23 protein-coding genes are annotated in these 22,002 nt (G+C 68.9%); 6 read left to right on the forward strand and 17 right to left on the reverse strand.

The window, feature by feature from the left end:
- Window positions 1–25 precede the first annotated feature (25 nt).
- The 3 genes from IVW53_13740 (at window position 26) to IVW53_13750 (ending at window position 1,997) form a co-directional block, all read left to right on the forward strand.
- Window positions 26–553 carry a methyltransferase domain-containing protein gene (locus IVW53_13740; protein MBF6606628.1) on the forward strand — a complete coding sequence of 176 codons (528 nt, stop codon included), beginning with the start codon at window positions 26–28 and terminating at the stop codon, window positions 551–553.
- Between the two features lie 546 nt (window positions 554–1,099).
- The gene (locus tag IVW53_13745; GenBank protein MBF6606629.1) at window positions 1,100–1,645 is read left to right on the forward strand and encodes a hypothetical protein; all 546 of its coding nucleotides are present in this window, start codon (window positions 1,100–1,102) and stop codon (window positions 1,643–1,645) included.
- Between the two features lie 55 nt (window positions 1,646–1,700).
- On the forward strand, window positions 1,701–1,997 hold the full coding sequence (locus IVW53_13750) for an HAD-IA family hydrolase (protein MBF6606630.1): 297 nt from the start codon (window positions 1,701–1,703) through the stop codon (window positions 1,995–1,997).
- A gap of 10 nt (window positions 1,998–2,007) precedes the next feature.
- Here IVW53_13750 and IVW53_13755 read toward each other — a convergent pair whose 3' ends face one another.
- The 11 genes from IVW53_13755 to IVW53_13805 form a co-directional block, all read right to left on the reverse strand.
- A complete protein-coding gene (locus tag IVW53_13755; GenBank protein ID MBF6606631.1) occupies window positions 2,008–3,150 on the reverse strand; it encodes a 2-oxo acid dehydrogenase subunit E2 in 1,143 nt (380 codons plus the stop codon).
- A gap of 113 nt (window positions 3,151–3,263) precedes the next feature.
- The gene (locus IVW53_13760; protein ID MBF6606632.1) at window positions 3,264–4,283 is read right to left on the reverse strand and encodes an alpha-ketoacid dehydrogenase subunit beta; all 1,020 of its coding nucleotides are present in this window, start codon (window positions 4,281–4,283) and stop codon (window positions 3,264–3,266) included.
- A 19-nt stretch (window positions 4,284–4,302) separates the two neighbouring features.
- A complete protein-coding gene (locus IVW53_13765) occupies window positions 4,303–5,286 on the reverse strand; it encodes a thiamine pyrophosphate-dependent dehydrogenase E1 component subunit alpha (GenBank protein MBF6606633.1) in 984 nt (327 codons plus the stop codon).
- 73 nt (window positions 5,287–5,359) lie between these two features.
- The gene (locus tag IVW53_13770) at window positions 5,360–6,175 is read right to left on the reverse strand and encodes a lipoate--protein ligase family protein (protein ID MBF6606634.1); all 816 of its coding nucleotides are present in this window, start codon (window positions 6,173–6,175) and stop codon (window positions 5,360–5,362) included.
- On the reverse strand, window positions 6,172–7,281 hold the full coding sequence (locus IVW53_13775) for an NAD(+)/NADH kinase (protein ID MBF6606635.1): 1,110 nt from the start codon (window positions 7,279–7,281) through the stop codon (window positions 6,172–6,174). The genes IVW53_13770 and IVW53_13775 overlap by 4 nt, the downstream gene beginning before the upstream one ends.
- Before the next feature lie 773 nt (window positions 7,282–8,054).
- The gene (locus IVW53_13780; protein MBF6606636.1) at window positions 8,055–8,831 is read right to left on the reverse strand and encodes an SDR family oxidoreductase; all 777 of its coding nucleotides are present in this window, start codon (window positions 8,829–8,831) and stop codon (window positions 8,055–8,057) included.
- A gap of 63 nt (window positions 8,832–8,894) precedes the next feature.
- Window positions 8,895–9,986 carry a LacI family DNA-binding transcriptional regulator gene (locus tag IVW53_13785; protein ID MBF6606637.1) on the reverse strand — a complete coding sequence of 364 codons (1,092 nt, stop codon included), beginning with the start codon at window positions 9,984–9,986 and terminating at the stop codon, window positions 8,895–8,897.
- 37 nt (window positions 9,987–10,023) lie between these two features.
- Window positions 10,024–10,785, reverse strand: coding sequence for an N-acyl homoserine lactonase family protein (locus IVW53_13790; protein ID MBF6606638.1), 762 nt, complete (start codon window positions 10,783–10,785; stop codon window positions 10,024–10,026).
- Between the two features lie 49 nt (window positions 10,786–10,834).
- A complete protein-coding gene (locus IVW53_13795) occupies window positions 10,835–12,058 on the reverse strand; it encodes a sugar ABC transporter permease (GenBank protein MBF6606639.1) in 1,224 nt (407 codons plus the stop codon).
- 76 nt (window positions 12,059–12,134) lie between these two features.
- A complete protein-coding gene (locus tag IVW53_13800) occupies window positions 12,135–13,808 on the reverse strand; it encodes a sugar ABC transporter ATP-binding protein (protein ID MBF6606640.1) in 1,674 nt (557 codons plus the stop codon).
- Entirely contained in the window at window positions 13,802–14,776 is a 975-nt protein-coding gene (locus IVW53_13805; protein MBF6606641.1) for a substrate-binding domain-containing protein, read from the reverse strand. Before IVW53_13805 ends, IVW53_13800 begins: the two co-directional genes overlap by 7 nt.
- Between IVW53_13805 and IVW53_13810 the strand changes: the two genes are divergently transcribed.
- Complete coding sequence (locus IVW53_13810) at window positions 14,766–14,942, forward strand: hypothetical protein (protein MBF6606642.1); 177 nt, start codon at window positions 14,766–14,768, stop codon at window positions 14,940–14,942. The genes IVW53_13805 and IVW53_13810 overlap by 11 nt on opposite strands.
- Before the next feature lie 109 nt (window positions 14,943–15,051).
- On the opposite strand, the gene IVW53_13815 is transcribed toward IVW53_13810, so the two are convergent.
- Both IVW53_13815 and IVW53_13820 read right to left on the reverse strand, forming a co-directional pair.
- Window positions 15,052–16,065 carry a transketolase family protein gene (locus tag IVW53_13815; protein ID MBF6606643.1) on the reverse strand — a complete coding sequence of 338 codons (1,014 nt, stop codon included), beginning with the start codon at window positions 16,063–16,065 and terminating at the stop codon, window positions 15,052–15,054.
- Window position 16,066: 1 nt separating this feature from the next.
- On the reverse strand, window positions 16,067–16,918 hold the full coding sequence (locus tag IVW53_13820) for a transketolase (protein ID MBF6606644.1): 852 nt from the start codon (window positions 16,916–16,918) through the stop codon (window positions 16,067–16,069).
- A 415-nt stretch (window positions 16,919–17,333) separates the two neighbouring features.
- Between IVW53_13820 and IVW53_13825 the strand changes: the two genes are divergently transcribed.
- Window positions 17,334–18,287, forward strand: coding sequence for a 3-hydroxyacyl-CoA dehydrogenase family protein (locus tag IVW53_13825; protein ID MBF6606645.1), 954 nt, complete (start codon window positions 17,334–17,336; stop codon window positions 18,285–18,287).
- Between the two features lie 439 nt (window positions 18,288–18,726).
- Window positions 18,727–19,152: a cupin domain-containing protein gene (locus IVW53_13830; protein MBF6606646.1), complete on the forward strand. Its 426-nt coding sequence runs from the start codon at window positions 18,727–18,729 to the stop codon at window positions 19,150–19,152.
- Between the two features lie 126 nt (window positions 19,153–19,278).
- Here the strand turns inward: IVW53_13830 and IVW53_13835 are convergent, their stop codons facing one another.
- The 4 genes from IVW53_13835 to IVW53_13850 form a co-directional block, all read right to left on the reverse strand.
- Window positions 19,279–19,695, reverse strand: coding sequence for a DUF1810 domain-containing protein (locus IVW53_13835; GenBank protein ID MBF6606647.1), 417 nt, complete (start codon window positions 19,693–19,695; stop codon window positions 19,279–19,281).
- Window positions 19,696–20,029: 334 nt separating this feature from the next.
- Complete coding sequence (locus tag IVW53_13840) at window positions 20,030–21,250, reverse strand: IS1182 family transposase (protein MBF6606648.1); 1,221 nt, start codon at window positions 21,248–21,250, stop codon at window positions 20,030–20,032.
- Window positions 21,251–21,536: 286 nt separating this feature from the next.
- On the reverse strand, window positions 21,537–21,683 hold the full coding sequence (locus IVW53_13845; GenBank protein MBF6606649.1) for a hypothetical protein: 147 nt from the start codon (window positions 21,681–21,683) through the stop codon (window positions 21,537–21,539).
- An 83-nt stretch (window positions 21,684–21,766) separates the two neighbouring features.
- On the reverse strand, window positions 21,767–22,002 hold a 236-nt coding region (locus tag IVW53_13850), incomplete at its 5' end, for a sigma-70 family RNA polymerase sigma factor (GenBank protein ID MBF6606650.1).

Here is a 22,002-nt window from a genome sequence, read left to right on the forward strand (position 1 = left end):
CCTCGCGTACGCCAGACTTGTCACCATGGACCACCGCGACCACGTCAGGCTCCTCCGGGAGGGCGTCCTGGGAGGCGGGAAGGTCTGGGCCGACCTCGGGTCGGGTGAAGGGGCGTTCACCCTCGCCCTCGCTGACCTTCTCGGTCCGAGCGGCTCGATCCACACGATCGATCGGGACGACCGCGCCCTGCAGGTCCAGGTGCGGGCGCTCCGTGACGCGTTCCCGAGCGTCGGGGTCACGCCGCTCGTCGCCGACTTCACGGTGCCGCTCGAGCTGCCGCCGCTCGACGGAATCGTCATGGCGAACTCGCTCCATTTCGAGCGCGACAAGCTCGCCGTCCTTCGCCTCGTCCGGGGCTACCTTCGCGCGGCCGGTCGTCTGGTCCTCGTCGAATACGACAGCGACCACGGCAACCCGTGGGTTCCCTTCCCGCTCTCGTTGCGCTCCTGGGCCACGATGGCGGCGGAGGCCGGCTTCCACGACACGCGGCGACTCGCGTCGGTGCCGAGCCGGTTCCTCGGGTCGATCTACTCGGCCCTCAGCGTCCGCTGAGCGGCTCAGCGGTCCGCACGGTCAGGCGGCCCGCTCATCGGTAGATCCGGGTTACACGGGGCGCTCGCGAAGTCCGTGGCGAGTCAGTCCCCGCCCAGGACCTCGGGCGCTGCGTCGGGATTGCGCTTCCCGACGCCTGGTGACTCGTCGAGCCGGTCGCTCTCTTCCCAGGCCGGCTCGCCGGTTTCGTGATGTCGATCCCGTCCGGCCTCGCGACGCTCATGGCGCGGCGCCGGCTCGGCATCGGAGTCGTCCGGCGTTCCCGCCAACACTCGTTTGATCATGGATCGCAGCGACATAAGGGGCGTAACCAGGTTCGCACGGCATGGAACGGATCGTGCGCGGTTCATCATGGCTCATGGGCGGCCGTCACGTGTGGGGGCACGAAGAACGTTCCCATCGTGGGCGCTCGCCCCCAGCTGGTATCCCAGGCCCGAAAGAGGCTGGCGTTGATGATGTGCCGACCCCTCGCGTACGATTCGCGATCCAGCACCCGAGGTACCCGCGCGGCGAGGATCGGAGGTGAGGCACAGCAGGAGCGAGTGGATGGCCAGGATCGACAGCCGTGAGGAGCAGGAGCAGGAACGCCTCGCCGCGAAGCAGGGTGACGCCTACGAGGCGTCGTATGCGATCCTGATGTCCGAGGACCCGCATGCGATGGTCGAGGCCGACGATTACCGAATCACCGCGTCGTTCGAACCAGCGGAGGGGATGTACGGTCCGGGGCCCGACGGCTCGCTCGCCTGGGAGACGCCAGGCGAGGCCAACAACCAGCATTTCGAAGTGATCGTGCGCGACCGGGACGACGGCCGGTTCCTGCCCGGGCTCGACGTCCGACTTCGAGTGTTCGACGCCGAGGAACGGATGGTCGCCGAGACGACCGTTCCGTTCATCTGGCACCCGTTCGTCTTCCACTATGGCACCAACGGGCGGATCCCCGCCGAGGGCGACTACACCGCCGAGGTGGTGATCGCGATGCCCCGATTCCATCGCCACGACGAGCTCCGCGGGAAGCGCTACCCCCGCGATGTCACCGTCCGACTCGGTCCCGTGCACCTGAAGCCGGGCACGAAGCCTCACGGTCCCGAGTAATTGCCAGATGGCCTCAACAACGCGACCGGGTGATCCTCGCGGACTCGCTCCCGCCGTGATCGAGGCGAGCGTGCGTTCGGCGGGGCTCGACGGTTGGTTCGAGGCCCTGCTGTCGGCGGACGCCGCGCGCGCCTTCAAGCCGCACCCGGCGGTCTACCAGCTTGCCGTCGACCGGTTTGGCTTGGCCCCGGACCGGATCGGCTTTGTGACCGCGAACGGCTGGGATGCGGCAGCGCACGGCTTCGCCGTCGCCTGGTTGCGGCCCCCCGGCGCCGTCCTCCTGGCCGTCCCGGCGTCCATAGCGGGCGAAGCCGCCTGGGCGACCCTCCCGGGGCAGCTCGCTCCGGGCTGACGAACGCCCATCAGACGAGCCGGCCCGGATCTTCGAGCGCGGTGATGACCGCGTCGAGGAACGCGGCAGCAGGGGCGCCGTCCAGGACCCGGTGGTCGAACGTGAGACTGAGCACAACGAGGGTCCTGACCGCGATCGCCCCATCGACGACGGCCGGGCGCTGGCGGGCACGACCGAATCCCAGGGTCGCTGTCTGAGGAGGGTTGAGGAGCGGGGTGAACGCGTCGATCCGGTAGGCGCCGAGGTTGGTCACCGAGAAAACCGCGTCCCGTGTTTCATCCTCGGTGAGATGAGCCGTGCGCGCCCGCTTGGCCAGATCGGCGATCTCGCCGTCCAGCTGTTCGAGGCTCCTGGTGGCGGCGTTCCGCACGACCGGGACCACCAGCCCGTCGTCGAGCGCCACGGCGATGCCGATGTCGATCCGCTCGGGAAGTCGCAGGCCCTCATCCGTCCACGCGGCGCCGACACGCGGGTGGTCGCGCAACGCGAGCGCTGAGGCCCGCACGATCGCCGCGGTGTAGGTGGCGCGCTGCCCCGTGCGGGCGCTCGACGCGGCTAACCCGTCGGTGAGGACCGTGACGTCGGCCTCCGCGGTGATCGTCAGTTGGGCCGCCTCGAGCAGCCCGCGCCGCATCCGCTCGGCGATCGCCCGGCGCATCGGGGTGAGCGCGACGAGTGCGGCGCCGGGACCCTCGCTCGCGGCCGCCCGCACGTCCGCCTCGACGATGCGACCGGCCGGTCCCGTCCCGGCGATCGACGCGAGGTTGACGCCCAGCTCGTGGGCGAGTCGCCGTGCGACCGGCGACGCAGCCACCGACCGGTCGACCGGGGCATTCGCGGCAACGCCCGGCGCGGATGCCCGATCTCCAGGCGCTGGGGGGGGCGGCGGCGCCCCAGCGGGTGCGCCGGGTTCCTCGGCCTCGTCGAGCACCGCGATCGGATGTCCCTGGACGATCACGGAACCTGGCTCGACGAGCAGCTCGGCGATCCTTCCACTCGCGGGCGCCCGAACCTCCGCGCTGGTTTTCTCAACCTGCACCTCGGCGACGAGGTCACCCTCGCGGGTCCACGCTCCTGGCTCGACGAACCAGGTGACCAGGACCCCTTCCTCGACAGACTCGGACACTCGGGGCACGACGATGTCCCGGCGCATCGGGCTCTCCTTCCGGTCGCCGCCGATCCGGGCGCGACCGGCGCCGCCAGATGCTGGGCCGGCGGCGCCACTCGATCGTTGCCCGAGCCGACGGCTCGAGCGGTGGGCTGGGCCTAGCGGCCCATGAGCTGCCGGGCGGCCGCGGCGATCTTGTCGCTGCTCGGCAGGCAAAATTGCTCGAGCGGCCGACTGTACGGGATGGGGACGTCGGGGTACGCCAGGCGGACGGGCGGCGCATCGAGGTGGTCGAAGGCCCCCTCGATCACGGTCGTGATGACCTCGCCGCTCATCCCGAAGCTGCGGTAGTCCTCGTCGACGACGAGGAGCCGATGCGTCTTCGCGACAGATGCAAGGATCGCCTCGCGGTCGAGCGGGACGATCGAGCGCAGGTCGAGGACTTCTGCGTCGATGCCTTCCGTTGCCAGGTCGACCGCCGCATCCAGCGCGCGGTGGACCATGAGCGAGACCGTCACGATCGTGAGGTCGCGACCCTCGCGCTTGACGTCCGCCTTGCCGATGGGGATCGCGTACGGCTCCTCGGGAACGTGGGCCGTCGCACGCGGATTGGGGGTCATCCAGCCGAGGCCCATGATCCCCTTGTGGAACATGTAGACGACGGGGTTGTCGTCCCGGATCGCGGAGATCATCAGGCCCTTCGCGTCGTATGGCGTGGAGGGTACGACGACCTTCATGCCGGGCAGATGGGCGAACGTCCCATAGAGCGTCTGCGAGTGCTGGGCACCGTCGCCGTAGCCACCGCCGATCGCCGTCGTCACGACGATGGGGACCTTGACGTTCCCGCCGGACTCGTAGTGGATCTTCGCCATGTGGTTGTAGATCTGGTCCATGCAGACGCCGAAGAAGTCGACGAACATGAGCTCGGCGATCGGCCGCATGCCCGAGATCGCGGCGCCGACCGCCGCCCCGATGAACGCCGTCTCCGAGATCGGCGTGTCCATCACCCGCTCGGGTCCGAACTTGGCGAGCAGGCCCTCGGTCGCCCCGAAGATCCCTCCGTACGTGCCGATGTCCTCGCCCATGACGAAGACGCTCGGATCGCGCTCCATCTCCTGGGCGATCCCTTCCGAGATCGCCCTGGACGTCGTCAGCAGGCGCTTCGTTTCGATTGCCATCAAGTGACCTCTTCTCTGCTCACGCGAAGACGTGCTGGAGCGCCGCCGACGGCTCCGGATACGGGCTCGAGCGGGCGAAGTCGATCGCGTCGTCGACCTCCGTCCGGGCTCGCTCCCAGGCGTCCTGCGCGTCCTTCGCGGTCAGGTCGGCGGACTCGATCAGGCGTCGCTCGAACGCCCGGATCGCGTCGCGTTCCTGGAGCAGCGCAAGTTCCTGCGGCGTCCGGTAGGCCTGTGCGTCGCCTTCGAAGTGACCGAACAGGCGGTCCGTCTTGACCTCGATGAGCGATGGGCCACCGCCGCGCCGGGCACGGCTGACCGCTTCGCCGGCTGCCTCGTAGATCGCGACCGGGTCGTTGTCCGGGACGAGGACGCCCGGGATGCCGTAGGCAGCCGCCCGATCGCTGTTGTTGGCGATGGCGGTCGCCTTGTCCTTCGGGACGCTGATCGCCCAGGCATTGTCTTCGCACACGAACACGACCCCGAGCCGCCACAGGGCCGCAAGGTTCAGCGACTCATGGAAGGCTCCCTGGTTGGCGGCACCTTCGCCGAAGAACGAGACTGCGATATCGTCCCGTCCCTGCTTCTTGAACGCGAGGGCGTGACCGACAGCCGTCGGCATCCCTTCGGCGATGATCCCACTGCAGCCGAAGTTCGTCGCCGGATCGAACAGGTGCATATGGCCACCCTTGCCATGGCCAAGGCCGGTCTCCTTTCCGAAGATCTCGGCCGCGAGTTTCCTGATGTCCATGCCATGGGCAAGGGCGATGTGATGTGGCCGATGGGTGGCGGTGACCGCGTCGCTCGGTCGCAGGTGGGCGGCGACTCCTACCGCGACCGGCTCCTGGCCGGCCGCCAGGTGCATCTCGCCCGGGACGGTCCCGGCCGCGATGTCGAAAGCCGGTGTCTTCCCCTCGAAGTAGACCTTCTGGATCGTCTCCTCGAAGAGTCGGATCCGGACGAGCTGGTAGTGCATGTCGCGCAGTGTCTTGTTGTCAGGCATCGCTTGGCCTCCATGGTCAGGTCGGATCGCTGGCTCGGTTGCGTGTTCTCAGGGCTCACCTCCTTTCCGCGAGTCAGCCGCTCGCGTGCCAGGCCGACTTGCCGTATCGGCTCCAGAGAACGTCGGCGGCGACGGCCAATTCGGCCGCCCGCAGACCGTCACGCGTGACCGGGCGCTCCGATGGGTCGCCTGCAGCTGCCCTGAATGCGTCGATGACGACGTCGTCGATGGCCCGCAGATCGGATCGTGCGGAGGACGCCCCGGGGGCTGTCGCCCGGTCGAGTTCGCGGGCGAGGGACGTGACCGGCGCTCGCTCGCTCTTCGTCAGCCGCCATCGACGGTTCCCCGGGTCTCCGGGTCCGGCCAGGACTCGCTCCAGCGTCACGAGGTCGGCATCGACGAGGAGGGTCGTGTGGACGAGGACGGTCCGACCGCCGACCCAGGCGGCGACCCCCCCGAGCTTCCGGCCCCCGACGAAGAGCCCGCGCGGGGCCACGCCGGCCGGGATCCCCAGAGTCCGAACGGCCGTCGCCAGCGGCTCGAGGACGGCGCCATATAGCCCCTGGAGGCCGGCGCCGAGCCGGCGTTCGACGAGTGGATGGTCGCGCGGTGCCACCAGGCTGACGTTGAGATTGCCGGCGTCATGATAGACGGCCCCGCCTCCGGTGAATCGGCGATACACCGGTACGCCGAGCCGGTGGGCAGCTCCCAGGTCCACCTCCGCGTCGGCCACCTGAAAGCGGCCCAGGATGACGCACCGGTCATTGCGCCAAAACCGGAGCGCGGGCTCCGGGCCGGCCGCGCGGGCAAGAGCCTCGTCGACGGCAAGGTTGCACCTCGGCTCGCGCCGGCCGTCATCAGCGATGAACCGGAGCGGCGCGTCCGTCATCCGTTTGCGTCCGTTCCAACGAACGCACCGCGACGGGCCGCCGCCTGAAGCAGGCCGTGCGCATCGAGAACCCGCGGACCGCCGGCCGCCAGGCTGACGCGCGCGATCACCCCCGGCTCCAGGACCACCTCGCGCTCGCCGTCGAACGCCAGCGTCAGCCGTCCGTCCTCGTCGCTCGAAGTGGCACGCCGGTCGCCGGGTGCGGGTCGTCCACCGGCCGGAGTCGACTCGCCGAGCCCGACCGACTCGCCGAGCGCAAGCACCCGCCAGTCGCGGATGCCGACCGGAACAAGCTGGCCCGGTCCAAGGGGCGCTATCACGGTCGAGCCAGTCGGGCCGAACCGTACGTGCAGTGCGCGTGGCGGCTCGGCGTCGAGCGGGCTGATCATCCCACCAAGCCCGGCGAGGCCCGTAAGAGCTGGGTCGCTCCGAGCGACGACTGCCTCGACGAGGAGCGTCGGGTCCCAGAGCGCATGAGCGCCAACCCAACCGGAGCGCACGAGGGCCACGTCCACCAGGGCGATCGCGGTCGCTTCGAGCCGGCCGTTGAAGCGGACCTCCAACCGCGGCGTCTGCCGCACGTGTACCGCGTACCGCTCGGGATCGGAGGCGTACATGCCGGCCGCCAGCGCCGCCGCCGTGGGATCGACCGGCATGCAGAATGCATTGTTCGTGCCACCCGGCAGCGGCACGACGACGGCGGACGGCCATCCGCGCGCGACCGCGCGATTCGTGCCATCCCCGCCGATCGTGATGAGGCAGGCGGCACCGGCCTCGGCCATCGCCGTCGCGGCAGCCGTGGTGGCCGCCGCGTCGAGCGCCTCGGGACCGTCAGGGAGCTCCACCGCACGGAGGCAAAGCCCGGCGCGGCCGTCGAGGGAGAAACCGGCGGCGGCGAGCATGTCGACCGCCCGCTCGACGACGTGGGCGGGTTCCGGCATGAACAGCACGGTCCGGACACGGCCGGCGACCAGGCCGCGCAGGACGCGCGCGATGGCGTTCACGCGTTCGTGGACGTCGATCGTGCGGGCCAGCGACGTAAGACGACGCACGTCACGCGAGGCGCTGGCGTTGACGATGAGCCCGACAGTCGTCTGACGCCTCATCCCGTCCGCACCCTCCGGCTTGCCGGTAACCCGGAATGCCCCTCCCCGCCGGCGGGATGCCCCAAGCTCCCCACCGGGAAGAAGCGCCAGTGTGCTCGGGCGCAGCGGGCCGGGCAAGTGCACAGTGTACTGTTCGTACCGCGGGCCGACGGCAACGGCGATCGGCGGGCCCCGCCGGCACAGCCGGGCCACGATCATGGCCGCCGCGCAGCCGTGTTCGACCGTCGGCAGCAGCCCAGCCGGCCGCGCGGGAGCTCTCAGGCGAGGGCCGGCGTGTCGATCGCCCGTCCGCGGCCCAGCTCGCGGTCGACCGTTCACGTGCCTCCCTTCCTCGTGCCCGCGTGGCACACGGCGAGCGCCCCATCGGGCGTTCGCCCGACACGATCAGCTTCGCGCGACCAGCGGCACCCGCTGCATGCTCACGAGCACCCGCCCGATCGCGGCGGCCTGCAGAGCGCTCCGCGACGGGCGGTCAGTGTGACACGCGAGCCAAACAGCAGAACGACCATGGACGACGTGAACCGCGCTGGGCGGCGCTCGACGATCGTGACGAGCCAGCTCCCCGTCGCGCACTGGCACGAGGCCTTGGGCGAGTCCGCCCTCGGCCGATGCCACCCTCGACCGCCTCGTCCACCCGGGCCCACCACTGCGCGCGGTGCGCGGGCCGCGAGAAGCGCCTCGTCGAGGGGCTCGTCGGCTATGCGAGGCGGACGTACCTCGTGCCGGTCCCCGAGGTCGCCTCGCCCGACGAGCTCAGAGCTCCATACGCGCGGTCAGGACAGCGCGTGGCCCATCGTCCCGTTGAGGACAAGCCCTCCGTCAACCAGGAGCTCGTGACCGGTGACATAGCGGGACGCGTCGGACGCCAGAAAGACGATCGTGTCGGCGATCTCCTCGGGAATCGCAATGCGACCGAGCGCGATCCTCGCGTTGTACGCTCGCCTGACCTCGGGGGTGTATGCCTTGAGGTTGAGTGGCGTGTCCGTGGCCCCGGGCGCAATCGCATTGACGGTGATCCCGAGCGGTGCGAGCTCGAGGGCAAGCTCCTTGGTGAGCCCCACGATTCCGCCCTTGGCGGTCACGTACGCTGACATGTTGGCGATCGGTTGAACGTCGACGACGGACGTCACGTTGATGATGCGTCCACCGCCTTGCTTCGCCATTTGGCGCGCGGCTGCGCGTGACCCGTAGAAGTATCCGTTCAAGTTCGTCGCCAACAGCCCCGTCCACTCCTCGTCGGCCATCTCGAGGAATGGCCGGACGAGTAGCCGGGCCGCATTGTTGATCCAGACGTCGATGCCGCCCCACTCACCGACGACCGTTGCCGCGAGCCGGTCGATCGTTGCCGGATCCGCCGCGTCCCCCTGGAGCGTGAGGCACCGTCGCCCGGCTTCCTCGACCCTTCGTTTGGTGGCCTCGGCTCCCTCCGCATCGGATTGGTAGAGGCCGGCGACGTCCGCGCCGGCGTTGGCCAGCGCGACCGCGGCCGCCTGGCCGATGCCCCGTGAGATGCCGGTGATCACGACGCGCCGGCCGGTGAGCTCGAACATCAACCCGCCTCCGTACTCTCCTCAACGCCTCCAACGACTGACGCCCTCGCCGAGACCCTCAGGTCACCGGATCGTGTTCCCCCCGGCCTCGGGCGCCGGTGGCACCTCTCGATCGAGCCGAAGGATCGGCCCGAGTGCCGGCACCGGGCGCTCCGTGCTGCCGCGAAGGAGCAACTGGGTCGGCAAGACGTGGTGGGTCGGGACGAACGAATCCGCTGCCAGCTGCTTCAGGAGCAGCCTCACTGCCAAGCGTCCCAGCTGCTCGCTGTGCTGGTCAACCGTGGTAAGGCTCATCACGGGGGAAGCCGCGAGGTCGGTACCGTCAAAGCCGGCAAGCGCGATGTCGGTCGGCATCCGGAGCCCGCGCCTGACGAGGGCCTCCATCGCCCCGAGCGCCACGGAGTCGTTGATGGCGATGATTGCCGTTGGGCGTGATCCCTCGTCGAGCCAACGGAGGACGGTGGACTCTGCGCTCACCTTCGAAAAGTCGCCTTCGACGACGAACGCCTCCGCGCCCGGAACCCGGCTAATCTCGGCCATGAAGCCTCGGAGCCGCTCGGTCGCATTACGCGCATACGTCGGACCCCCGACAAACCCGATCCGCCGATGCCCCGCCACGAGTAGGTGCCGCGTGAGTTCTGCCGCTCCCTCGAAGTTGTCGGACACGACATAGCTCACCAACTCGCTGGACGGCGGGCGGTTCGTGAACACGACGCGCCGGAGATCGGCGAGCAGCGAGAGAACCGTCGGCTCGTCGCGCCCGACCGAGGCGTGGATGACGCCATCGAGTCCCTGGCCGAGGAGGCGCGTGAGATGCCGACTCGTCTCGGCTGGGAGGTCGTGGGTGTTGCAGATGACGACGGTGTATTCCGCCTTCGCCGCCTCGTGCTCGATGCTCTTGGCGAGCTGTGGATAGAACGGATTCGTGAAGTCGGAGACGAGCAGCGCGAGGAGCCGCGTCTGACCGGACACGAGGGCGCGCGCGATCGGTGATGGGCGATAGCCGAGCTTCTCGATTGCTGCCTGGACAACGCTCCGGGTCTGCGAATCGACGTCGCGGTGGTCGCGCAGAACCCGCGAGACGGTCGAAACCGAAACCTTGGCTTCTCGGGCGACGTCGACGATGGTGACACGACCCGCAGGGCGGCGGCCCATCAGACCATCAACCGGAGTGACATCGGCCGGGGCTCTCCTAGAGGGGGGCAATAACCGTGACGGGACGCTCCCGAAACACCCGGTAGTCGTGAGAGGGCAGTATCACGGATGCCCGGCTCCTCAGGAGGTCGATCGAGTCGACGGAGGCGTCCGCATCGACGTGGTATCCGGGCGGGGTGTCGAACTCCAGGTTGTCGTACGTCATGATCGCATCGCCCGCGATGCAGTGCGTGCCCGATGCGGTGTTGACGATGACGGCCTGCGACCCAGGGGTGTGGCCGGGTGCCGGGACCACCACCAGCCCGGGAGCAACCTCCACCTCCCCGCGAACGGACTGCAGATTCGGGACAACGTACGGTGGCGGGAGCGGCCATCCGCTCTCGGGACTCAGGAAACCCCGGCGGAAGAACCTGCCCGGAGCGATCGCGTATCGGAGCTCCACTTCCTGGACCACGACCTTCGCGTCAGGGAAGAGCCGGCAGTTGCCCGCATGGTCCCAGTGGAGATGGGTGAGGATGACGAACTCGACGTCCTTGGGCGAGACACCGGCCGCCTTGAGCGCGTTCTCCGGGAGCTGGTCACGGCTCCGCTCGAACGACTCGCCCATGAACTCATGCGGCTGCCCGCTCGGGTCGACGCTCGTGTCAACGACGACCGTCGTCGGCCCCTCCAGCACCCACATGATCCGCGGGATGGTCACCTGCTCGCCACAACGACGAAGGTAGGTGAGCACGGATGCCTCGACGATCGACGTCCCGGTGTCCAGGGCCTTGATGCTCCACGAGGGAACCGCGGTCACGCTCGACACCTCCGCGTGAGGCCTCTTGCGCGACAGACGCCCAGCCGCCTCACGCTCGGAGGCCTCCCACCTGTCGTCCGCGGCTCTGCCGGCGGCGAAGGATGGTATCCAGCGAGACCGCGAGCAGCACGATCGTGCCCTGGACCATGTACTTCACCGGCTGTTCGGCGTTCGTCAGGTCCAAACCATTCGACACCCCGCCCATGATGAGGGCGCCAAAGAGCGCGGCCCAGACTGTCCCCCGCCCGCCAAAGAGGCTCGTGCCGCCGATGACCGCGGCGCCGATCGCCTCGAGCAACAGTGTTCCACCGCCGGTCAGCGTACCGGCGGAGCCGTTGTAGGATACGGCGAACACGCCTCCGATCGCGGCAATCGTCCCCGAGATCGTGAACGCTGCGAACCGTACCTTCGTGACCGATACCCCAGCCCGGCGCGCGGCCTCCGCGTTGCCGCCCACGGCGAACAAGTGCCGGCCCGGGCGCGTGTGGCGGGTGATCCACCACGCGATCAGTAACATGCCGATGAGGATCAGGAACGCCATCGGAACGCCGCGAGCGCTGTTGAAGACCGCGATGACGCCGAGGCCGAGCGCCGAGAGAAGGATCGGGACGAGCAAGCGGACCTCGCGCCTCCGCGCGGCGCGAATCAGCGCGACCGCGAGTACGGCCCCAACGAGGCAGACGCCGAGGATCCAGCCAAGCTCGATGGGCAGCAGCGCCCCGGTCAGGCCGGAGATCGTCGGATCGAACACGCTGAGCGTTCCCTGCGGCCCGAGGATGAAGAGCTGCAGGCCCAGGAACGCCATCAGGCCGGCAAGCGTGACGACGAAGGACGGGATCCCGAGCCAGGCAATCCACCACCCCTGAAACGCGCCCATTGCGGCTCCGCACGCGAGCATGAGCGGGACGGCCGCATACCATGGCAGGTTCCCGGACGTCATGAGGACGCCGAGGATCGCCGCGGTCGCCCCAGCGATCGATCCGAGCGACAGGTCGATCTCGCCGAGGAGCAGGACGACGACCTCGCCGAGCGCGATCACTGCAATGAGCGTCGCCTGCACCGAGAGGTTGCTCAGGTTCTCCGGCGACAGGAAGTGCCGCGACTGCCACTGGAAGAACAGGGAGATCCCGAGGAGGCTCGCGATCGCCGGCATCGCCGTCCCGCGAGACAGAACCGACGAGCCGAGGCGCGCAGCCCAGCTGGCGGGAAGACCGAGTCGTGCGTCACCGGACGGCGCGGTCTCGCGCACCGGCGGGACCAGCTGCCGACTCATGCTCTGTCCTCACAAACGGCGCGGGTCGGGATGTGTTGAGACGGCCGGTGGCCGACTCCCCGATGGGCATTGGTCGTCACGTTGCGGTCCCCATGATTGCCTTGATAACGATCTCAGGCGTCGTCTCCGACTTCCGGAAGACGGCGGCGACCCTGCCGAGGTGGAGCACGACGATGCGGTCGGCAACCTCGAAGACTTGTCGCATGTTGTGGGTGATGATGAGAACCGCGGTCCCCTGCTCACGCAGACGGTGGACCAGCTCGATGACGTGTCGGGCCTCGTTGAGCCCCATCGACGCCGTCGGCTCGTCGAGCAGCAGGGTGGAGCAATTGGTCAGCGTCGCTCGCGCGACGGCAACGGTTTGGCGCTGGCCACCCGACAACTGGGCGACTGGAACGCCGACGTCCGAGATCGTCCCGATACCGAGCTCGGCTAACACCTCGATGGTCCGCTCCTTCATCGAGACGAAGTCAACCCGGCGAAGGAGGCCGCCTCCTCGTGAGAGTTCGCGGCCGAGGAACAGGTTCTCGGGCACGTCGAGGTTGTCCGCGAGAGCCAGGTCCTGGTGGATCGTCCGGATCCCCCTGTCAGCGGCGTCATTCGGTGACTGGATGACGACGCGCTCGCCCTCGACGTGGAACTCGCCCTCGTCCGGATCGACGACTCCAGAGATGATCTTGACCAGCGTGCTCTTCCCGGCGCCATTGTCGCCGACAAGCGCGACGATCTCCCCGTGGTTGACCGTCAGCGAGACGTGGGCAAGGGCCTGCACCGAGCCGTACGCCTTGCTGACGTTCTCGACCCGCAGGGCCTCGGGGCGTACCTCGGCCGGGGCGATGACCCGCCGAGCCGCCGTCGACGCAGGATGCCCGGGTTCGGGGGGCTCCGGCTGGCCTTCGGCGGGATCAGGATGCGGAACGGCCGAGGCGGTCCGAGCCGCGTCGAGTCCCATGACCGCGCCGACGACCGCCTCGGGCGTCGTCTCGGACTTGCGGAACACGCCGGCCACCTTGCCGAGGTGCAGCACGACGATTCGATCTGCGACCTCGAACACCTCGTCGATGTTCTGGGACACGATCACGGTGGCCGCGCCGCGTTCTCGCAGGCGCTTGACGAGGTCCATGACGCGCCGGCACTCGGCAACGCCAAGCCCCGCCGTGGGCTCGTCGAGGAGCACGATCGGGTACTCCCGCAACAGCGTTCGCCCGACTACGACGCTCTGCCGCTGGCCGCCTGATAGATGGCCGACGGCCGTCTGGATGTCCGCGATCGTGCTAATCCCCAACTGGACCAGGACCGACTGCGAGACGATCCGCATCGACGCAAAGTCGACGCGGCGGAACGGCCCGAGGCCGCGGGTGAGCTCACGGCCGAGAAAGAGATTCTCGACCACGTCAAGATTGTCCGCGAGCGTCTTTTCCTGGTGAACGCAACAGATCCCGAGACCCTCTGCCTGCTCCGTTGACGCGATCGTGACCGGCTGATCGTTGACGAAGATCGTGCCCGCGTCGGCGGCGATCGCGCCGGCGATGATGTTGATCAGCGTGCTCTTGCCGGCCCCGTTGTCGCCGACGAGCGCGACGACCTCGCCGGGTTCGGCCGACATGCTGACCCCATCGAGGGCCTGCACGCTCCCGTACCACTTCGTGATGCCTTCCGCCCGCAGGCGCCCTCCCCCGCCGAGCGTTGCGCTCGGCGGGGGAGAAGCAGCGCGCCGTTCGTCACGGCGCGCTGCTTCCGTCTCTAGCACGGTCCCGTCCCGGCGGGGATGCCCTTGCACAGATCGGCCTTGCTGATCGCGTTGACGTCCAGCAGCTTCTGCATGTTCGTCTTGTCGATGACGATCGACGGGATCACGAACATCGGGATGTCGCCCGCGCCGTTGTTCACCTTGGTCGTGAACATGTCTGCCGGCGGCTGCTTGCCGCTCAAGAGGTCAACGACGACCTTCGCCGTGGCCTGGGTGAGATCGTCGACGGACCGCCAGACGCTCATGCTCTGAAGGCCTTTGAGGATGAGCTGGTCAGCCGACAACGTCGCATCGATGCCTGTCACCGGGATCTTGCCGGCGAGTCCGTGGGTCTGCAGCGAGGCGATCGAACCCTCAGCGGTCGAGTCGTTCGCGGCAAGGACCGCCTGGATGTTGCCCTGGGTCGACGTGAGGATGGCATCCATCTCCGCGTGCGCCTTGGCCGGCTCCCAGCCAGGCGTGTAGACGTCGCCGACCATCTTTCGCGCGCCGGAGTCGAACAGTGGCTTGAGCACGCTGAGCCACCCGTCACGCTCGATGTGGGCGAACGAATCGGTCGTCGAGCCCGCGATCACGGCAATCGTGTCGCCGTCCTTCGTGTTGTCCTTTACCCACGTGCCGAGGGCGACACCGATCGCGAAGGGATCGTCGCCCATCATGTACTTGACCGGGGCATTCTGGATCTGCCGGGTGTAGGCGATGACCGGGACGTTCTGCGCTTGCGCCGCTTCGACGATCTTCGCGGCCTGAACGCCGTCGACGGCGACGACCACGAGGACCCCTGCGCCCTGCGTGAGGGCCGCCTGGGCCTGCGCCAACTGTTGCTGCGGGTCGTTGTTGGCGACGCTCTCGATGACTTGAACATTCGGGGCCAGCTTCTGCATCCAGTTCTTGAAGAAGGGTGCATCCTGGCTGGTCCAGCGCGGCGTCGTGTTGTCAGGGAGCAGGAAGGCGACCTTGCCCGTCACGGCCGCCGCCGACGGGGCGGCTGCGGACGGGGCGGCTGCGGACGGGGCGGCTGCGGACGGGGCGGCTGCGGACGGCGCCGCAGTCGGAGCGGCCGAGCCAGAGCAGGCGGCGAAGAGCAAGCCGACGAGCGTGGCCGTCGCCGCGACGGTCAGCAGCCCCGAATGACGGCGCGGCCGCCGCGTGCTGGGTGTGACTCCCGCTGGTTGAGAACCGTACACGTGGTACCTCCTCCGACTTTTTCTCGAAGCGGAATGACTTCCGCCTCCGATCGGTCTCAAGTGCTTTCCGGTAGGGGTGCGCGTTGTGAGCGGGACGCGGCGAGGGGTCTGACGTCGTCAGGACGGATGCGCGAGGAAAGCCACGTACGAACGTCGGCCGCGACGGCCGTGGCGGAGAGCCGGTACTTGTCGAGCAGGGCCTCGTTCGGCCCGCTCTCTCCGTAGCAGTCCCGGATCCCGAGACGGCCCACCGGCACGGGGTACTTCTCGGAGAGCAGCTCGGCGACGGCCCCGCCGAGTCCGCCAACCGTCGTCTGCTCCTCGACGACGACGACCAGCCCGGTGGCGCGCGCAGCGCCGATGATGGCGGCTTCGTCGAGTGGTTTGATCGTCGGGACATGGAGCACGCCGGCATCGATGCCCCACTGGGACAGCAGGTCGGCCGCCTCGACGACGCGCGTGGTCTGTACCCCCGTGGTGACGAGTGACACGTCGCGGCCTGTGCGCACGCTCACCGCACGCCCGATCCTGAACGAGTACCCGGTGTCGAACAGGACTGGAGAAGCCTCGCGTGTGATCTGGATGTACACGGGACCGTGCGTCTCGATCATGGCCCGGAGGGCCTGTCGAGCCTCGACTTCGTCGGCCGGAGCGAGAACGGTCATGTTCGGCAGGGTTCGCATGAGGGCGATGTCGTTGAACATCTGATGCGTCTTGCCGGTCCTGCCCGTGAGGAGCCCCGTGTAGCCTCCGGCGATCTTCACGTTCAGGGCCGGCTGGTCGATGAGCACCCGGATGGAGTCGAACGCTCGCCCGACAACGAAGCAGGCGAACCCGGACACAACCGGGACGAAGCCGACGGTGGCCAGTCCGGCGGCCACCCCGAGCATGTTCTGCTCGGCGATCCCGGTCTGAATGAACCGCTCTGGTTGGGCGGCGTCGAACGCGTCCGCCCCCGATGAATTCGCCACATCACCGTCGAGGACGACGATCCGAGGATCTGCCTCGGCGAGCGCGGCGAGGGTCTCGCCGAAGACAGCCCTCAGCGCCCGGCCTGGAGGCAGTGCCATCTCATGCCTCCAGGGAGTGGACTTGCGGCATCGCGAGCTCGGCCAGGGCAGTGGCGAGCTCCTCTTCGGTCAGGACCCGGCTATGCCATCGATAGTTGCCCTCCATGTACGAGACGCCCTTGCCTTTGACGGTGTGCGCGATCACTACGGCCGGCCCGCCGGCGCTGGCCTTCGCCGCCTCGAGAGCGTCGATGACACGCGCCATGTTGTGGCCGTCCACCTCGCTGACGGACCAGCCGAAGGCGGTCCAGCGGGCACTCAACTGCTCGTCGCCGTACGGTGCCTTACGGTCCACGGAGCCCGGGTTGTGCCAGCAGTACTGTTGAAGGTCATTCTTGTCGACGATCACGACGAGGTTGTCGAGGCCGTGCCTCGCGGCGACGTCCGCCGCTTCCCACACGATGCCTTCGTTGCACTCCCCGTCGCCCACCATGACGAACGTCGTGAACGATTGGCGGGCGAGCTTTCCCCCCAGTGCGATGCCGACACCGGCCGACAGGCCAAGCCCGAGCGATCCCGTGGACATGTCGAGCCCAGGTAGCGCTGTCATGTCGGGATGACCCTGAAGCCGCGAGTCGAGGGCGCCGAACGTGCTGAGCTCGGCGACTGGGAAGAACCCTCGCAGGGCGAGCGTCGCGTAGAGGGCAACGCTGCTGTGGCCCTTCGAGAGGACGAACCGATCGCGTTCGGGCCAGTCGGGCTCGTCCGGTCGGATGTTGAGAACGCGGAAGTACAGGGCGGTCAGGATGTCGGCGGCCGACAATGGGCCGCCCAAATGGCCCGCCTGAGCGTGCGCGACCGTCACGACGACTTCGCGGCGCACGGCGCGGGCCACCGATATCAGCTCGTCGATCGTCGCCTGACCTGGGGGAGCCTCCGTGCCGATCAAGGGTGTCGCCTCCGCAAGCACATCGTCTCGACGCTGTCGATCTCGGCCACGAACGCGACGTCGCCCCAGCGCCTGCGTTCCTGAGACCCCTTTCGAGAGCGTTACCGGTAACGGTAACGGATTTGCCTTGAATGTGATAGGGTCGAAAGTCACATCGGCCGGGAACTCCCTCCCTACCACAGGCCACGGAGTCCGGCGCTCACTTGGGCGCGACCGTCGCTCCACTCCTGGCGCGCCCGTTCCCGCGGGACGGCCGCTGGACGACGGGTCACGCTCGGACGGGCTCTGGAACGTCAGTGATCCGGCCGCCGTGTTGGGACTCGGGAGGTGAACCCCGGTGGGATGGCCACGCCAGATCGCAATCGTGGGTGCCGGCTACATGGGCCGCGGGATCGCCGAGGTTCTCGCCCTCGCCGGAGCCGGCTGCACCCTCGCAGACATCTCGACGGAGCGTGCCGCCGCCGCAGCGGAGCTGTTGTTCGCGGAGGCGGACCGGCACGAGCGTGACGGCCTCATTCCTTCAGGCTCCGTCGCAGCCGTCCGTGCCCGAATCCGGCCTGCCGTCGACCTCGAAGAGGCCGTCTCGGGGGCGGACCTTGTCGTTGAAGCGGTCTACGAGGACAAGGCAACGAAGACGACGACGCTCCAGCGGATCGAGGCGGCAGCGGATCGTGGGGCGCCGATTGCCACGAACACGTCGGCGATCTCCATACGCTTCCTGAGCGAAGCGCTCGCCCATCCCGACCGCTTTCTCGGGGCGCACTGGTTCAATCCACCGCAGTTCGTGCCGGGTGTCGAGCTGATCGCGTGCGAGCAGACGCGTGCGGACGTCCTTGATCGAGTCGAGGCGCTCCTGGTGAGGGCCGGCAAGAGCCCGTGTCGCGTCGCGGACAGCCCCGGTTTCGTGGGCAATCGTCTCCAGTACGCCCTATTCCAGGAAGCAGCAGCGGTGGTCGAGGAGGGCCTCGCCACGCCGGAAATCGTGGATCAGGTGGTCCGCGGCACGTTCGGCTTCCGGCTGCCGTTCTTCGGGCCGTTCGCAATCGCGGACATGGCCGGACTCGACGTCTACGACGGGGCGTACCGCGTGTTCCACGAGGCGTTCCCGGACCGGTTCGTTCCACCCCGGGCGCTCCAGGAGCGGATTGCGCGCGGCGAGCTCGGCGCCAAGACCGGGATGGGCTTTGTCATCCGGAACGCCGAGCAGGCGCGCGACATGGCTGCGCGGCGCGACCGGGCGTACGCGTCGCTCGCCCGTGTCGTAGAGGCATTCGACGCTGGGCAGGCGAGTCACGGCGAGTCGGAAGAGAGCGCCGACCGCAGGGAGGTGTGACATCGTGGCAATCTGTTCGATCAGGTCACCCGGCGAAATGAAGATCTACTAGGAGGAGAGCTTCGGGCCGGTCCTAGCCACAAGTACGGTAACGGCACGGCGATCTTCACGACCGACGGGGTGCCGTCGGCTCCGTCTCGATGGCGACGTACGACGAAGCGATCGGGCTGATCAACCGCCCGCAGGTTCGAGCTCGAGGTGGACGTGCCGATGATCGGGGTGAACGCGCCGATCCCCGTGCCGGCCAGCTACCTGAGCTTCGGAGGCACGCGGGGCTCGGCGTTCCCCGACCTCCACAAGCGGGGCGAGGACTGATCCGCATCTTTGCGAAGCAGAAGGTGGTCACCGTCGGCTGGCCAGAGCCCGACAAGCGCGCGGCCCTCAGCCTCGTCTTCCCCGGCAACAGCTAGATCCAATCCACCAAGGAAGGAGGTCACCGATGATCAAGCGAGTCGGACGCGAGGAGGCATCCCTCTACCCGCTCCCCGGACGCAACTGGCTCACCTATATCGGGCCCGAAAACACCCCGACAGCGCGCGTGTCGATGGGGGTGTCCGTCTACCCCGCGGGCTCGAAGCCAGCCGGTCACGTCCACGACTCACAGGAAGAGACAATCTACTGCACGGCCGGACGAGGGCGCATCGTGACGCCCGACGAAACGGCCGAGATCAAGGTCGGTGTGACGGTGTGGGTCCGCGCTGGGACCCACCACGCAGCCGAGTCCGACGGACCCGAGCCACTCGAGCTCGTCTGCTTCTTCTCACCGCCGGTCGTCCCCGGTTCCTATGAGAAGAACCTTCCCAGCCGTGTCGATCGCGCTCGTGATGTCCCGCCAGGCGCCGAGGGTCGAGTCGTAGTGGAGTAGGACCGTCGGTGGCGCAATGACGTTTGAGCACGTATGCGAGGAGCATGGGCGACGCACCGGGGGGTGCCTTCGGTAAACCCCACGTGGCGCGGTACCTCCCTCGTTGTCTCAGCACCGCGGCCCTCGTCATCCCAGCCGCTCGTCCGTCGCATCGTCCGCGACGCCGCCGTAGTAACGATCCAGCACCTGCGCGAACACCGGCTCGTCGGGCGCGGCCCGGTGGAACAGGGTCATGCACGAGCGAAGCTTCATCGCGTCGGTCGAGCCGAAGATCTCCTCCGCGGTCCGCCCGCTGGTCGCCAGGATGACGCCGGCGCACTCGCGCAGGCGTGCTCCCAGCACCGGGTGGTCGAGATAGGAGCGCGCCTCGTCCAGTGAGGCTATGGCAAAGCGCTGGGACATGGCGCTGTACCCGAGGCCGGCGATCTGCGGGAAGATGAACCAGATCCAGTGACCGGTCTTGCGCCCGCGCCGCAGCTCCTCGAGCACGCCGTCGTAGAGGTGCTGCTGCTCCACGAGGAACCGGTCGAGGTCGTATGGCATGGACCCAGTGTGCTACGGCGATCCACGGGGTCGGGACCTGTCGCCGCAGCCGCGCCTCCGGCCAGTCCGACGTGTTGCGGGGCTGCTGAGACAACGGGAGAAGCAGTGGCGCGGGAGCGATTGGCCCCCGTTGCCCCCCGCTGCTACCGGCCGGCCTGAGAGGGTGAGAACGAATCGGTCCTGAAGGTCGCCAGGCGGGCCGGATGGCCAGCGCATCTCGGTCCGTTCGGCAGCGGCGGCTGATGGCGGAGCCTGGCCCTCCCGTGGGGCAATGGGGTGCCCGCGCCGCAATGCGCCAGGCCGGCGGAGCAGGGCCTGCGGGACGTTGCCCCTGTCAGCTCGCCGCGGCGGCCTCCCGGAGAACGACCGTTCGCATCAGGTTGTGGGCGAGGGCGAACCAGAGAGCGATCGCCCTGGCTTTGTCGCGACCTCTGACCCCGAACCGCTGGAGGCCTCGGTTGCGGGCGATCGCGTTCACGCATTCGGCCGTGGCGGCGCGGTCCTTGTAGATCTCCTTGGCCTCGTCGGTCCCCATCCGGACCCGCCAGGCGGCGACCGCGGGTGAGTCGTCGGGCAGCGGCTGGTGCGGGTCACGGGCCGGGTCCTCGGGCGTCCGCACCGGGAGATAGAGGGTCGTCGCAGCGGCAAGCTCGTCGATCTCGGCGGTCGTGAGGAAGCCGGCATCGGCGAGCAGCGCGTCGGGGTCCCGGCCATAGCGCCGACAGAGCTGGCGGACCATCGGGCTGAGCTGGCCCTGATCGGTGCCGGTCGCGATGACGTCGAGCCCGACGATGACCTGGCTCGTCGCATCGGCGGCGAACTGGACGTTGTAGGCCGGGCGATAGCCGCCGTCGGCCATCTTCATCACTCGTGCCTCGGGATCGGTCGTCGAGGCGCGCGCCTCGTCGGCCGGCTTGCCGGAGCGGCGCTTGGCGGCCTCGAGTTCGGGCAGGTGCTCGAGCGCCCGGCGGACCCGGCTGGCCCGCTCGGTCGCCGCCCGCTCGCGGGCCGCGGCGATCCGCCGCGAGGTGGCCGCCGGATCGTCGTCGAGCTCGGACTTGAGGGCGTCGACCTGGGCCGCGGCCTCGGCGAGGAAGCGCTCGAGGGTCGGCCGGCGCCGGTACGAGGCGGCCCCCGCCCCCGCCCGGACCCGCATCCCGTCCTGGGCGACGACGGCCATCGTCACCAATCCGTCGGCGAGCAGGGCGGCGACGCTCTCGGTGAGGAGCGCATCGAGGATGTCGGCCTCGTCGACCCGGAAGGCGGCCAGGGTGTGGTAGTTGACCCCGACGCCGCCACACAGCCAGCGGTAGGCGTCGTGCTCGGCACACAGCCGATCGAGCGCGCGGGCCGAGCCGACCCCCTCGAGGGTCGCGTACAGCCAGAGGCTGACGAGGATGGCCGGGTCGATCGGCGGCCGCCCGGGGTGGCCCTCGATCGCCCGGATCCGCTCATGGAGCACCGAGAGGTCGAGCCCCTCGACGAACGCCCAGACGAGACGCGCCCGGTGATCGGCCGGTAGGAGGCTCTCGAGGTCGGAGGGCCGGAGGATGATCTGGTCGCGCTCGGGGCGCTGGAGGCGCGGGCGCCCCCGTCCCTCGGGCTCACGCGGCTGGCTTCCGTGGCCGGGAGATCAAAGAGGGTGTCGTCCATCGCTGAATCGTAGCTGCGACGGCCGCCGATGGGAATCCCCCGACCGAAAGATTCACGGCCTCTGAGCCCGGATCCGGCGCGGGCGGTCCGGATCCTGGAGGGCCGGCTCTGGTCCTGGGGCGGCATGGTGACTGCCCACCGCGGTGTCAGAATCCCGAACACGATGAACCCATGGTGTGCGGGCGTGATCATGCGCCCCCCGGTAGCTCCGCTCGAGCGCGCTCGAAGACGCGGCGGAGGTAGTGGTCCATGACGACCGTCTGGAAGTCGCGGTCGTCGAGGATCCGCTGGAAGATGTCGGCGTTGTCGTCCATCCGGCGGGCGATCGTCTTCATGAAGGCATCCGACGGCGCTCCCTTCTCTGTGGCCCGGGTGCGCCTGCCCGCGGCAGCATGGCCGCTGCGGCCCGGCTGCCGGCCTACACCAGGTAGTCCTTGAGCTTGCGGCTGCGGGACGGGTGGCGCAGCTTGCGGAGGGCTTTGGTCTCGATCTGGCGGATCCGCTCGCGGGTCACGTTGAACTCCTTGCCGACCTCCTCGAGGGTGCGGGCGCGGTCGTCCTCGAGGCCGAAGCGCAGCTGGAGGACGCGGCGCTCTCGGCCGGTCAGTGAGTCGAGGACCGCCTCCACCTGCTCCTTGAGCAGCTGATGCGAGG

It is taken from the genome of Chloroflexota bacterium (assembly GCA_015478725.1).
Lineage (GTDB): Bacteria > Chloroflexota > Limnocylindria > Limnocylindrales > CSP1-4 > C-114.

Coding starts and splice junctions, on each gene's coding strand:
- IVW53_13740 (MBF6606628.1), top strand. CDS start 26: ATGGACCACCGCGACCACGTCAGGCTCCTCCGGGAGGGCGTCCTGGGA.
- IVW53_13745 (MBF6606629.1), top strand. CDS start 1,100: ATGGCCAGGATCGACAGCCGTGAGGAGCAGGAGCAGGAACGCCTCGCC.
- IVW53_13755 (MBF6606631.1), bottom strand. CDS start 3,150: ATGCGCCGGGACATCGTCGTGCCCCGAGTGTCCGAGTCTGTCGAGGAA.
- IVW53_13760 (MBF6606632.1), bottom strand. CDS start 4,283: ATGGCAATCGAAACGAAGCGCCTGCTGACGACGTCCAGGGCGATCTCG.
- IVW53_13765 (MBF6606633.1), bottom strand. CDS start 5,286: ATGCCTGACAACAAGACACTGCGCGACATGCACTACCAGCTCGTCCGG.
- IVW53_13770 (MBF6606634.1), bottom strand. CDS start 6,175: ATGACGGACGCGCCGCTCCGGTTCATCGCTGATGACGGCCGGCGCGAG.
- IVW53_13775 (MBF6606635.1), bottom strand. CDS start 7,281: ATGAGGCGTCAGACGACTGTCGGGCTCATCGTCAACGCCAGCGCCTCG.
- IVW53_13780 (MBF6606636.1), bottom strand. CDS start 8,831: ATGTTCGAGCTCACCGGCCGGCGCGTCGTGATCACCGGCATCTCACGG.
- IVW53_13785 (MBF6606637.1), bottom strand. CDS start 9,986: ATGGGCCGCCGCCCTGCGGGTCGTGTCACCATCGTCGACGTCGCCCGA.
- IVW53_13795 (MBF6606639.1), bottom strand. CDS start 12,058: ATGAGTCGGCAGCTGGTCCCGCCGGTGCGCGAGACCGCGCCGTCCGGT.
- IVW53_13815 (MBF6606643.1), bottom strand. CDS start 16,065: ATGGCACTGCCTCCAGGCCGGGCGCTGAGGGCTGTCTTCGGCGAGACC.
- IVW53_13825 (MBF6606645.1), top strand. CDS start 17,334: ATGGGCCGCGGGATCGCCGAGGTTCTCGCCCTCGCCGGAGCCGGCTGC.
- IVW53_13830 (MBF6606646.1), top strand. CDS start 18,727: ATGATCAAGCGAGTCGGACGCGAGGAGGCATCCCTCTACCCGCTCCCC.
- IVW53_13835 (MBF6606647.1), bottom strand. CDS start 19,695: ATGCCATACGACCTCGACCGGTTCCTCGTGGAGCAGCAGCACCTCTAC.
- IVW53_13845 (MBF6606649.1), bottom strand. CDS start 21,683: ATGAAGACGATCGCCCGCCGGATGGACGACAACGCCGACATCTTCCAG.